Origin of the sequence: Paenibacillus helianthi (assembly GCF_001909055.1) — a bacterium.
GTDB classification, from domain to species: domain Bacteria; phylum Bacillota; class Bacilli; order Paenibacillales; family Paenibacillaceae; genus Paenibacillus_AQ; species Paenibacillus_AQ helianthi.
Genome location: NZ_LVWI01000046.1, coordinates 73359 through 86217 on the forward strand (window position 1 = coordinate 73359; position 12859 = coordinate 86217).

Below are 12859 nucleotides of genomic sequence, written 5' to 3' on the forward strand. Positions count from 1 at the left end.
AAGATAGTACCGCCCTTGAGACAAGGGCGGTACACCTTGCAACTATTTCACTGTATACCTAAAACTCAAGCAAATGATTGTATATTACATTGCACCATGGAATGTGCGGTTGATAACATCCATTTGTTGTTCGCGAGTCAACTTGATGAAGTTAACAGCATAGCCGGATACGCGGATAGTCAATTGTGGGTAGTTCTCTGGGTGCTCCATAGCATCCAGCAATTGTTCGCGGGCAAATACGTTAACATTCAGGTGATGACCCTTGCTTGCGAAATATCCATCAAGCATCGATACCAGATTGGATTTACGTCCTTCTTCTTCTTTACCCAGTGCTTTTGGCACGATGGAGAAGGTGTTGGAGATACCATCCAAGCTATCTTCGTACGGCAGTTTAGCTACGGAGCTCAGGGAAGCCAAAGCGCCTTTCTTATCACGTCCGTGCATTGGGTTGGCACCTGGAGCGAATGGTTCGCCTTTTTTACGTCCATCAGGAGTAGTACCAGTTTTCTTACCATACACAACGTTGGAAGTAATCGTCAGGATCGATTGAGTTGGCAGAGCATCACGGTAAGCGTGGTGTTTGCGGATCATCGTCATGAATGATTCAACCAGTTCTACAGCAATGTTATCAACGGAATCGTCGTTGTTACCGTAGCAAGGGAATTCACCTTCGATTTCAAAGTCGATGGCAATACCTTCTTCATTGCGGATAGGTTTAACTTTAGCGTATTTAATGGCGCTCAGGGAGTCAGTCGCAACGGACAGACCAGCAATACCACAAGCCATAGTCCGCAGGATATCGCGGTCATGCAGAGCCATTTCAATACGTTCATAAGAATATTTATCATGCATGTAGTGGATGACATTCAGTGTGTTCATGTAAGTCTTAGCCAACCACTCCATCATTGGTTTGAAGCGTTTCATTACTTCTTGATAATCCAATACATCGGAAGTGATGCGAGGCAGTTCAGGTCCTACCTGTACGCCGGACTTTTCATCCACACCACCGTTGATAGCATACAGCAAAGCTTTTGCCAGGTTGGCACGAGCTCCGAAGAACTGCATTTGCTTACCGATACGCATTGCGGATACGCAGCAAGCAATACCGTAGTCATCACCGTAGATTGGACGCATCAAATCGTCATTTTCATATTGAATCGAGCTGGTTTCGATGGAAACCTTAGCACAGAATTTTTTGAAGCCTTCTGGCAATTTTTCAGACCACAGTACAGTCAGGTTCGGCTCTGGAGCTGGTCCCAGATTGTAAAGGGTGTGCAGAAAACGGAAGCTATTCTTGGTTACACGTGTAGTTCCGTCTACAGACATACCGCCAATGGATTCAGTAACCCAAGTTGGGTCTCCACTGAACAGTTCATTGTAATCAGGAGTACGCAAGAACTTAACGATACGCAGTTTCATGATGAAGTGATCTGTCAGTTCCTGTGCTTGTTCTTCGGTCAGTGTTCCTTCTGCAAGGTCACGTTCTACATAGATATCAAGGAAAGAGGATACGCGTCCCAGGGACATTGCAGCACCGTTCTGTTCTTTGATAGCAGCCAGATAACCGAAGTACACCCATTGGAAAGCTTCTTTAGCATTATTTGCAGGTTTGGAGATATCCATTCCATGCATTTCAGCCATTTTCTTCAATTCCCCAAGTGCACGAATCTGCTCGGAAATTTCTTCACGGAGACGAATAACATTTTCGGTCATGGAATCAACTTCAAGGTTGTTAAGGTCTTGTTTCTTTTCTTTAATCAGGAAATCAATGCCGTAAAGAGCTACACGACGGTAGTCACCGATAATACGGCCACGGCCGTAAGCATCAGGAAGACCAGTGATAATACCTGCTTTACGAACAGCTCTCATTTCAGAGGTATATGCATCAAATACGCCTTGGTTATGCGTTTTGCGGATGTTCGTGAACATTTCAACAATGTTTTGCGGAAGTTCGAAGCCGTAAGCCTTGGTAGCATCGATCATCATCTTGATTCCGCCGAAAGGTTGAATGGAACGTTTGAAAGGTGCATCTGTTTGAACGCCGACAATTTGTTCTTTGTCTTTGTCAATATAACCAGGGTTGTGAGATACGATAGTGGATACAGTATTAACGTCCACATCCAGCACACCGCCATTAGCAATTTCCTGCTTGGTCATTTCAGATACAATTTTCCAAAGTTCAGTAGTATTGTAAGTAGGGCCTGCAAGGAAATCTTCCTTGCCAAGATAAGGCTTGATGTTCTTTTCAATAAAATCATTAACGTTTACTTTTCTGGACCATTTGCCTTTTGCAAAACCGCGCCATCCAGACTTAACCTCTTGTACATCTTTTTCAATCACCGACATGCTAAATCCCTCCATTTATATTTAGTATATTTGTAGAGATCGCGGGCTTGAAGGTTAATCCCGTGTCTCGTGATCCCAAAAAAGATCTAGTTGTTATAAAATTCACAATTGCATCTTCATAAACGGGACCGTTGTCTATATAAACATTTTAGTTTATTTTCTGAAAAAGGACTGTGACAAATATCACTCTTTCGGTGATATTTGTCACTTCCATCCAGTCCCATATTAACCTATAAACTCATTTTTTGCTAAACAACCGTTAATTAGTTATCGAATCTGCCATAGAAAGCATTCCGATATACATCAGCAAGTTCAGAAACCAGTGGCAGCTTAGGATTGGCAGTTGTGCATTGGTCTTCAAATGCACGGTCAGCCAAGTAGTCTACACGGGATTCGAAATCCTTAGGATCGAAGCCAAGCGCTTGGAACGACTCTTCAATACCGAGTTTTTTGTTCATGTCGCGGATCGCGTTGATCAGGCTTGTTACACCTTCTTCAGTAGTGCGTGCTGGCAATCCCAGAATACGTGCGATTTCGGCATAACGTTCGTCAGCTACAAAGTGCGAATATTTAGGGAACGAAGCGAACTTTGTAGGTTTTTTAGCGTTATAGCGGATAACGTGTGGCATCAGAATTGCATTGGTGCGGCCGTGAGCGGTGTGATACTGTCCACCCCATTTGTGCGCCAAGCTGTGGTTGATACCCAAGAATGCGTTGGCAAATGCCATACCAGCCAGCGTAGATGCGTTGTGCATTTTTTCGCGGGCAAGCTTGTCACCTTGCAATGCCGATTTTTCAAGGTATTGGAATACCAATTGGATAGCTTTGATAGCCAGACCGTCCGAGTAGTCACTTGCCATTACGGAAACGTAAGCTTCGATGGCATGAGTCAATACGTCCATACCTGTATCAGCTACAGCTGTTTTTGGCAAGCTGTATACAAACTCAGGATCGATGATAGCTACGTCTGGAGTCAGCTCATAATCAGCCAATGGGTATTTAGTGTTATTGGCAGTTGTTTTGTCAGTAATAACCGCGAAAGAAGTTACTTCCGAACCAGTACCCGAAGTAGTTGGAATCGCTACGAATTTCGCTTTGTTTCCAAGCTTAGGGAATTTGTATACGCGTTTGCGGATATCCATGAATTTCTGTTTCAGGCCGTTAAAGTCAGCGTCTGGGTGTTCGTAGAACAACCACATGCCTTTGGCAGCATCCATAGGGGAACCGCCACCGAGTGCGATGATGCAGTCCGGTTGGAATCTGTTCATCATTGCAGTACCTTTTTCTACAGTAGTAGTCGATGGATCTGGTTCAACTTCAGAGAACACTTCGATCGCTACTGGAGTCTGGCGTTGACGCAGGTAGTGCTCAACTCTTTCTACATAGCCCAGTTTAACCATCATTGGGTCAGTGATGATAGCTACCCGTGTGATGTCAGGCATTTTAGCCAGGTATTGAGTGGATCCCTTTTCGAAGTAAATTTTGTCAGGTACTTTAAACCATTGCATATTCACGGTACGACGGTTCACCCTTTTCACGTTGATCAGATTGATGGCAGTTACGTTCTGCGATACAGAGTTGCGGCCATAAGATCCGCAGCCCAGAGTCAGTGAAGGGATATTCGTATTGTAGATATCGCCGATTGCGCCATGTGTGGAAGGCGAATTGACAAGAATACGTCCTGTTTTCAGACGGTGCGAGAACTTCATGATCACTTCTTCGTTGTTGGAGTGGATGGCCGAGCTGTGGCCCATACCGCCAAATTCAACAATCTGTGCTGCGCGTTCGATACCCTGGTCTGCGTTTTTAACTTTGTAGCAAGCAAGAACCGGGCTCAATTTTTCAGCGGACAGCGGATATTTGGTGCCTACGCCTTCAAGCTCAGCTACCAGAATCTTCGTGCCGGCAGGAACTTGAATTCCGCACATTTCAGCAATTTTCACTGCGGATTGACCTACAATTGCAGGGTTTACTGCGCATTTTTCTACGTTCATTGCGCCGCTTGTCAGCTTGGCAGCTTCTTCTTTATTTACAAAGTAGCAACCGTTAGCGATCATTTTCTTCTTCACTTGGTCAAAGATTGCTTCTTCAATGATAACTGCTTGTTCGGAAGCGCAGATCATACCATTGTCGAATGTTTTGGAAAGGATAAGGTCGGTTACTGCCTGATCGATATCAGCACTCTTTTCAATGAAGGCAGGCACGTTACCAGGACCTACGCCAAGAGCCGGTTTACCGCAGCTGTAAGCTGCTTTTACCATTGCTGAACCGCCTGTTGCCAGGATCAGTGCAACGTCCGGATTGTTCATCAGTGCGTTTGTTTTGTCCATCGTAGGAAGCTCAATCCACTGAATGCAGTTCTCAGGAGCACCAGCTTTTACAGCTGCGTCATGGAGGATTTTGGCTGCTGCGGCGCTACACTCTTGCGCAGATGGATGGAAACCGAATATAATAGGGTTACGTGTCTTAGCGGCGATCAATGCTTTAAACATCGTAGTGGATGTTGGGTTGGTTACCGGTGTGATCCCCATAACGATCCCGACTGGTTCAGCAATCTTCTGGAAACTTTCGTATTGATTGTCTTCTACTACACCTACTGTTTTGTCATACTTAATGCCGTGCCAGATATATTCTGTTGCGAAGATGTTCTTCGTGATTTTGTCTTCATATACGCCGCGGCCTGTTTCTTCTACAGCCAGCTTTGCCAAGTACATATGCTTGTCGAGTCCTGCCAACGCCATTGCATGAACGATTGTGTTAACCTGCTCTTGATCCAGCTCCATGTAAGCTTCTTGAGCTTTCTTTGCTTTATCCACCAAAGTCTGAATATACTCTTCAGCGGTGGTTTGTTTCACTTGGGCGGCGACTTCGTTCTTAACTGCCATCTCCCTCGTCCTCCTGTCAATTTTTAGGTTGTTTTTCTCTACACACTTATCTTATCACATTCTGCCACGGGTTGTATAGTGAAATCTTTCACAAAGTATAAAGTTTTTTTTGATTTGTTTTCAAAGCGCTTTCATTCGATCATATTCCGGAATATATCCCATTTTATGTTTAAATACCGCTTAATTTTTGTCGTTTATGAGAACGTGAATTTTTTCACTTGACATGCTTCACTATAAAAAACTTTTCTGATACTTTGCCTCTATTAGAATAACAAAAAAGACCAGGAAGTCTCCCGGCCTTTTAGTGATAGTACTATTTACATATATCCCCTTATTCCCCCTGCGCTACTCTACCTTAATCGTATCAAAGAATTTCTCCTGTACGGTCTTGGCTGCAGCGTCAAGCTGGGTTTTGGAATCTGTGCCTTTTTTGGAGAAGAGCTCCTGGATCACATTGGACATGGTTGCATAATAGTCCTGCGTATTATATTGCGCTTCAGGCTTTCCATCCAGCAATGCCATAATATCCGGGTTATATTGATAGACAATATCGTACTTGTCATAGACTGCTTTGGTTTTTTTGCCAAAATCAGAATCAGCGGCATAATAGTCCAGAAGCGGCGGGATAAAGTATTTGCCGTCGGCTTTGCGTTGCTGCAGAATGGCATCCAGTGCCTCAAGACCTTTGTCAGAGAAGTAATCGAAAGTAATGTAGCGGAAAGCCATCTCCTGCTCATCCTTGGTAGCATTCGGGTTGATGACCAGATAGTCGCCGCCGAGCACGCCCGTATGCTTGCCGCCCTTTTCCGCAGCAGGCATTGGATAAGTAAGCACATCCTCCGGTTTCAACCCTCCCTGGTTCAGGGCTTGCTCAATCACACCGTCCGAACCGGCCATAACCATCGCTGTGCGCCCCTGCTGAAATGCGCCAACAGCGTCACCCCAGCCCAGTGCCCAGTCCTGAGGAATAGCGTTTGCTTCCCATCTCAGTTTCTTATAGAAGTCCAGCGCCTTCACACCCGCATCAGAGTTAAAGGTAGCCACAACCTTGCCACCGTCAATCTTCTGGATTTCTCCGCCGGCTTCGAACAGGAAGTTGGTCCAGTTCCAGCCTGCTTCATTGCCTTTGCCCATTGGAGCAATACCAGAGATGCCTTTTTTAGGGTCAGCCACTCCTTTGGCGGTATTCAGCATGTCATCCCAGGTCCAGTCCATGGCCGGAACAGCCACGCCCTTGCCGTCGAGCATCTTCTTATTGATCATCGTAGTGGTGACATAGCCTTTCTGGGTGATGCCGTAGACCTTGCCGTCAATAATGAACTGGTTCTGCAGCACGGGATTGATCTGATCTTTGTACTCGTATTTATTCCAGAGATCGGTTATGTCTGCAACCCAGCCCTTTTCAACCAGAAATTTGGCTTCAGTTGCATACGTATTGAAGAAGGTCGGAGCTTCGTTCGCTGCCATTTTCACCCCGATTTCGCTTACGTTGTACTGCCAGTCGTCCTTGACGATCTCTACATTCGGATATTCCGCCTGGAACCTCTTGATCTTGTCATCCTCCTGGGCCCGTACCTCTGTCAGGTCCGGTGTAGGATAGTGGATCTTAATGGTGACTTTTCGCTGGGTAATATCATCTGCCGGTGCGTTGGTAGCTGCGCTGCTGTTGTCTGCGGCTTTGTCTGTTGCCGCCGGTGATGCTTCTCCACCATTGGTTCCCTTGGCGCTATTGTTGTTATTATTGCCTCCACAGGCGGATAACAACGATCCTGTCACAAGCAGACAGGCCAGGACGCTGGAAAATTTACGCATTGAAACTCCCCTTTTCCATTCATAGTTAGCTTACAGATTCATCTTAAGAGAGAATTCGTTACCAAACGAGGTGTATTTATATTCCTTTCAGGTGCAGGTATACGATCTAAGCAGCTAGGTCCCATCCTCTCCTACCCCTTGACTGCCGACAAAGCCACACCTCGCATAATGAATTTCTGGAACACCAGGAACACGAGAATCGGCGGCAGAGAGACCAGAAAAAGAATTGCGAACTTGATATTGGTATTGAGCGCCTTAACGGCGATAACATATTTATAAATCGCTGTGGCGAGTGTGTATTTATCCTCAGAGTGCATGACAAGGGACGGCCAGAACCAGTCATTCCAGGCGGTAGAGAAGATGAAGATCGCCAGTGTGGCAAATATGGGAATGGACAGCGGGACCGCAATCGAAAAAAAGCTGCGGGGCTCCGAGGCCCCGTCTATCCGCGCAGCTTCAAAAATCTCCGGATGAATTCCGTCAAAAAAGTTCTTCAGGAGCAGAAAGTAGAACGTGTTAGCCCCCGCTGGCAACCAGAACGCCGCATATTGGTTCAACAGTCCAAGCTCCTTGAGATTCACAAAGTTCGGAATCATGTAGCTGGTCGCCGGGATAAACAAAGTCATCAGGAAGAAGAAGTAGAAGACCTTGCGGTACGGCACGTTCATCCGTGAAATACTGAAGGAAGCCAGGCCCAGCACAATCAGTGTCACGACCATATTCCCCACGAAAATATACAATGTGTTCCTGAGGAACATCAGCAGATCAATATAATTCAGCGCATCCTTCAAATTGCTGAAATGCCACTCCTGCGGAAAAAAATGTGGCGGGAATGAATTGACCTCAGCGTTGGATTTGAGCCCATTGAACATCGTCATCAGGATCGGATAGAGCATGGTGAAGACCATGACCAGGATGAAGAAGACCATAATTCCGTAGACGAATTTATTGCTTGTTTTTTTCAAATCATGTTCGGAGAGGATGCCTCTGTCCGCGCTCTTCATGCTAGTTGTCCTCCTTGTTCAGCCTGAACTGCAGAATGCCCAAACCGCCCAGGACCACAAACATCAGCATGCCGAGCGCCGTCGCCGTTCCATAATCGAGCCGGGTAAAAGCATACTTCACAATCAGCAGCGCATAGGTCAGTGTCGTATTGTTCGGCCCTCCATCAAGCAAAGCAAGCTGAGACTGGTATCCTTGCGAGGTGGCAATAATCTGCAGGATCAGCATTAGGATAATAAGGTTACGCAAAGACGGCAATGTAATATGACGGATACGTGCCCACACGCCAGCACCGTCAATTTCAGCGGCTTCATACCAGTCACGCGGAATACTAAGCACAGCGGCCAGATAGATCAGCATCCCCGACCCGAACTGCTGCCAGGTTTCCATAAAGACAAGTGAGATCATAGACCACCTGCTGTCCGTCAGAAACGGGATTTGATCCGCTCCCATGGTGCCCAGTAAAGCGTTAATCGGTCCGACCGGATCATACAGCCATCTCCACAGGCCATACAGTACTACAGCCGGCAATACAAATGGCAGATAAGCAGCCACGCGCACCATGCCGCCGAACTTCCGCAGCTCGGAAATAGCGACCGCAAAGGCAATCGGTACCCAAAAACCGATCACGAGACAGAGCACCATGTAATAGAGGGTGTTCTTCAAGGCAATCAGCACATCCGGGTCCGTAAGCGCTCTGGAATAATTGTCGAAGCCAACAAAGGTATTGCCCTTCACGAAGTCCACGGAATAGAAGCTGTACATAAAGCCTTTAAATATGGGAACCCACATGAACAAAATAAAAATAACGATGGCAGGCACAAGAAACATATATCCCCAAAAATTTTTTTTCCACCGGTTCTGTTTGTACGGTTTACGCTCAGGCTTCACCGGTATCGTCTCGCGGATTGCAGCAGTGTGGTTCATCTGGCTCCCTCATTCCTTTCGTCTGTCAGCACTTCATCAAGTACTGTCTACATTAATTGTAAAAAAGGAGCCGGAGACTGAACATGTCTATATCTACCGCAATCGTAAGCGTTCTTACTTCTTCAGTTCGCTGGGACTGATACCATAATATTTTTTGAAAATCTTGCTGAAATGCTCCGGCGATTCATACCCGACCCGCTCCGCGATCTCGTAACGGCGCAAATCCGTACTCAGAATCATCTCCCGGCTCTCCTCCATCCGCAGCTTGATCACGTATTCCCATAGGTTATGGCCTGTGTTTTTTTTGAAAAGATAGCTTAGGTAGTTGGGGCTTACGTGGTTTTTTTTGGCCACCTCATGGATCGTTAAGCCTTTCTGGGCATAATTCTCGTCGATATACGCCTTGGCCTTCTGCACAATCAGGTTACTGTGCGTATAGATGTCCTCGGGTGACGGGTCGGCGGCATAGCTGCTCCAGTTGAAATCTCCATAATAAAATACAAAATGATCCGAGTGTTCCTTGTTCCACTGAATAGCCTTTGCGGCCTGACGGTTCAGCACATCCATAAATGACAGCCCTTTGAGGATCTGGCTGATGCCGATCACGGCGTTCAGGTACAGATACTTGTGGATATTCAAATGCAGACTGCGCCCAAGCACATCCAGTCGGTTGATCTGGCCTGTTGCCGACTCCTCATAATTTTTCTCATCCCACTGGATAACGACGGTGATCTCTTCCTCAGGAGAATAAAAGGCTACGGTGCTCCATTCCTGATCAAGCAGCTCCTTGGCAATATTAAGTGCGGCATAACGCAGTAGCTCCCGGTCGCGGGAGGTGTACTGCTGCATTTTATTCTCCTCTGGCAGTGGCAGCTTAATCTTGATTACGGAGAAAAAAGGACCCCGCAGCTTCAGTTCATCCAGCTTCCGCAGCGTCTCCTCATCGTCTAGCACTGAGCTTGGCTCTTGAATCAGCGTATTCAGCAGCTTGCTGTATTCAGGCAGCGGCTCCTCCAAACGAAAACTCTTCCCGATTCCGGCCATGAAGATCGCAAGCTCCGGCGAAGGCTTATCCATTTTGAGTAGCACACTCCGAACGGAATCCAGAAAATGCTCGCTGTTCAGCGGCTTGATCAAATAATCCTTCGCCCCCAGGCGGACAGCCATCTGAGCATATTGAAACGTCTCATGCGCAGAAATGATGATCGTCTGCACCCACGGTTTGGCCAGCTTCGCATGCTGCATCAGCTCAATCCCGCTCATTGCTCTCATCTGGATATCGGTCACCAGCAGATCCACCTCCTCCATGCGGATACAGTCCAGCGCTTCAAAACCGCTGTTCGCGGTATAAATACGATCGATCTCCAGCCCCGAGGAGGCCAGCAGACTGCTGAGCCCTTTGCAAATTAGCGGTTCATCGTCTACAACCAAAATATTGAACATATAGGAGGCCACCTTTCATTCTTGATTCTCCGATTTCGGAAGTTTAACCGTTACGACGGTCCCTCCACACTTGCGAGGCGCATAGCTGATCCCATAATGCGGGCCAAAATGCAGATGCACACGCTGATTGATGTTACGGATGCCGTATCCGCTGACCGGATGGGGGCTCTCATCATTCAGCACCTGCTCAATGGCCTTGTAATCCACCTGTTTGTAGCCATTATCTTCTATAGTAATTAGAATGGTATCCTCTTGTAGAATCGAGGTGATGATGATCTCTCCGTCCTCATCCATATTTTTGACTCCGTGGATGATCGCATTTTCGATGAGGGGCTGAAGGGTGATTTTGGGAATGAGATTGACCTTGGTCTCCGGGGCAATGTTCCAGATGACGGTAAACACATAATCATACCGGTGCTGCTGCAGCTTGATGTAGGCGCTGGCATGCTCCAGCTCCTCCTCCAGCGTAATCAGTTCCCGGCCCCGGCTTAAGCTGATCTTCATCAGCTTGGACAGCTCCTTGATCATTTCCGCGGATTCCACATTGCCTTCCAGCGAGCTTTTCCAATAGATGCTCTCCAGAGTGTTATACAGCAAATGCGGATTGATCTGCTGATAAAGCAGCTGCAGCTGTGATTCCTTCTGCTTCAGCTCCATCTGGTATTTGTACATAATAAGACTGTTCAGCCTGCGGGCCATATCATAGGTGGAAGCAATGAGCACACTGACTTCATCATTCGTCCCTCTTTGCGGCGTCTCCGGCACACGGTTGCCCGGCTCGTATTTGCGAACAAAAAAAGCCAGCTTCTGAAGAGGAGTCATTAGAGAGCGCCAGAAATAAGTGATGATAATCAATCCAAAGAGCGCGTAGGCAACCGTTATGTATTGAATCACCCGCTTCATTTCCTTCTGCTGCTGGAGCAGCGCTTGTACCGGGACCTTGTAGATCAGCTTCTGGGCGAAGGCATGATTGTTGTTCACCACATAGATAAAGTCATCCGTGATCATGTCCTCCGTTCCTTCGGGATCTCCGGGATCAGCCCCCTCCGGCAGACCGATAACTTCCCCTGTGGCATTGGTGGTAGAAGCCAGCACACGGTTGTTCATATCGGTCAAATAGATTTCACCTTCGGGCAACGAAATGGATTTCAGGGACTCGCCGATTTTGGATTCCATCTTAGTGACAACCAGCACGCCGACGGTACCCGCCCCCCTGTAAATGTTATTGACCGCACGGACGTAAGTCAGCGTCTTCAGATTCTCTGCCTGCGGACTCAGCTTCTCCGTGAACATTAAATAGCCCTGACCCTTCTGCTGAACCACCTGGTCAAACCAGTATGGCTTCTCTCCCTTGGAGAAAAAATAGACCCCTGCCTTCTTCACCTGTGGAAAATTAGGGGCAAAAAAATAATAATTATCGGGGTCATACACGTACAGCGAGTAATAAATTCCATCGCCGCGCTCAGCTCCCTGCGAATAGCTGCCGAGCAGCTTTTCTATCGTTTCATAGCGCTCCACCCGGTCCAGTACAGGTTCGTCGCCGCTCACATGCAGCTGCTGCAGAATCGGATTCTGGATGATCGTGGTGGTGATTTTGTTCACCGTATCTATATCTCTGTTAATAATCGCAAAATTCTGTTTGTTCAGTTCCACATAAGCATTCGTCACATGACGCTTCAGGATTTCCTCAGCCTTGTAATTACCGTAGCTGTTAAGGATCAGGATGGGCGAGATCATAATTAGAAACAGCAGGATCAGCTGCTGCTTGACGTTAAGCCTAACGATTGGCTTGATAAAAGCAGACAACATCTGGATACACCTCCAGTTTCAATAATATATCAAACAGATAAGCGCTTACACAGGTTTATTTCAAAGGAAATGATGTTCATTTATATGCAATTTTCCCGGTTTGCAGGGGGAAGCAGTGGTGATAGGGGCGAAGCTGCGCGGAGCGTTTGGGCTTACGATCGCTGTTATCCCCCGATTCCCTGATTGAAACTACACCACTGGTTGTAGAAATCCGGGGATAAAGGCGACCACTGGCGTTTCTCCAGCTCCAAACCTCCACTCCGCGTCTACATCACCACATTTCTCAAACCCAGAAAACCGAAAAAATTGTGGGGTTGGGCGCGGCAGGGAACAAAAAAACCAGCTAATGGTATGTCAAGCACAGCTTTTGGATACCTCCGAAATTTGTTATACTGTTGAAGACATAACAAATAAACCTCCATTATTTGGAAGTTTATGGATAATGTAAAGTTAAAGAGTGTAGGGTTGCCCTTTCTTAAGCATAGCGTACACGTGATGGAGTAACTTGTTGGCGCAAGCGATCACGGCTACTTTATGGGGCTTTCCTTCACTCTTTTTTCTGTCGTAATACTCCCTGAGACGAGGGTTTAGTTCTCCTCGTAATCCGCATGTTACCGCTAAATACATCGCTCGTC

7 protein-coding genes and 1 pseudogene are annotated in these 12859 nt (G+C 46.9%); all 8 read right to left on the reverse strand.

Annotated elements, in window-relative coordinates; genetic code table 11:
* Positions 1-84 precede the first annotated feature (84 nt).
* Positions 85-2346, reverse strand: coding sequence for a formate C-acetyltransferase (gene pflB, locus A3844_RS17335; RefSeq protein WP_074085319.1), 2262 nt, complete (start codon positions 2344-2346; stop codon positions 85-87).
* A 263-nt stretch (positions 2347-2609) separates the two neighbouring features.
* Positions 2610-5231 (reverse strand): bifunctional acetaldehyde-CoA/alcohol dehydrogenase, encoded by a 2622-nt coding sequence (gene adhE / locus A3844_RS17340; RefSeq protein WP_074085320.1) that lies wholly within the window; start codon positions 5229-5231, stop codon positions 2610-2612.
* A gap of 345 nt (positions 5232-5576) precedes the next feature.
* Positions 5577-7043: an ABC transporter substrate-binding protein gene (locus tag A3844_RS17345; protein WP_074085321.1), complete on the reverse strand. Its 1467-nt coding sequence runs from the start codon at positions 7041-7043 to the stop codon at positions 5577-5579.
* A gap of 131 nt (positions 7044-7174) precedes the next feature.
* Positions 7175-8047, reverse strand: coding sequence for a carbohydrate ABC transporter permease (locus A3844_RS17350; protein WP_074108052.1), 873 nt, complete (start codon positions 8045-8047; stop codon positions 7175-7177).
* 1 nt (position 8048) lies between these two features.
* Positions 8049-8972, reverse strand: a complete 924-nt coding sequence (locus tag A3844_RS17355; RefSeq protein WP_074108053.1) for a carbohydrate ABC transporter permease — start codon at positions 8970-8972, stop codon at positions 8049-8051.
* A gap of 114 nt (positions 8973-9086) precedes the next feature.
* Entirely contained in the window at positions 9087-10415 is a 1329-nt protein-coding gene (locus tag A3844_RS17360) for a response regulator (RefSeq protein WP_074108054.1), read from the reverse strand.
* Between the two features lie 15 nt (positions 10416-10430).
* Positions 10431-12224 carry a cache domain-containing sensor histidine kinase gene (locus A3844_RS17365; RefSeq protein ID WP_074085325.1) on the reverse strand — a complete coding sequence of 598 codons (1794 nt, stop codon included), beginning with the start codon at positions 12222-12224 and terminating at the stop codon, positions 10431-10433.
* Positions 12225-12674: 450 nt separating this feature from the next.
* A pseudogene (locus tag A3844_RS33470) lies at positions 12675-12859 on the reverse strand (IS110 family RNA-guided transposase); the annotation flags it as partial.

What these genes read in the sequence shown, in the direction of transcription:
- pflB (WP_074085319.1), bottom strand. Translation starts at nt 2,346, where the DNA reads ATGTCGGTGATTGAAAAAGATGTACAAGAGGTTAAGTCTGGATGGCGC.
- adhE (WP_074085320.1), bottom strand. Translation starts at nt 5,231, where the DNA reads ATGGCAGTTAAGAACGAAGTCGCCGCCCAAGTGAAACAAACCACCGCT.
- A3844_RS17345 (WP_074085321.1), bottom strand. Translation starts at nt 7,043, where the DNA reads ATGCGTAAATTTTCCAGCGTCCTGGCCTGTCTGCTTGTGACAGGATCG.
- A3844_RS17350 (WP_074108052.1), bottom strand. Translation starts at nt 8,047, where the DNA reads ATGAAGAGCGCGGACAGAGGCATCCTCTCCGAACATGATTTGAAAAAA.
- A3844_RS17355 (WP_074108053.1), bottom strand. Translation starts at nt 8,972, where the DNA reads ATGAACCACACTGCTGCAATCCGCGAGACGATACCGGTGAAGCCTGAG.
- A3844_RS17360 (WP_074108054.1), bottom strand. Translation starts at nt 10,415, where the DNA reads ATGTTCAATATTTTGGTTGTAGACGATGAACCGCTAATTTGCAAAGGG.
- A3844_RS17365 (WP_074085325.1), bottom strand. Translation starts at nt 12,224, where the DNA reads ATGTTGTCTGCTTTTATCAAGCCAATCGTTAGGCTTAACGTCAAGCAG.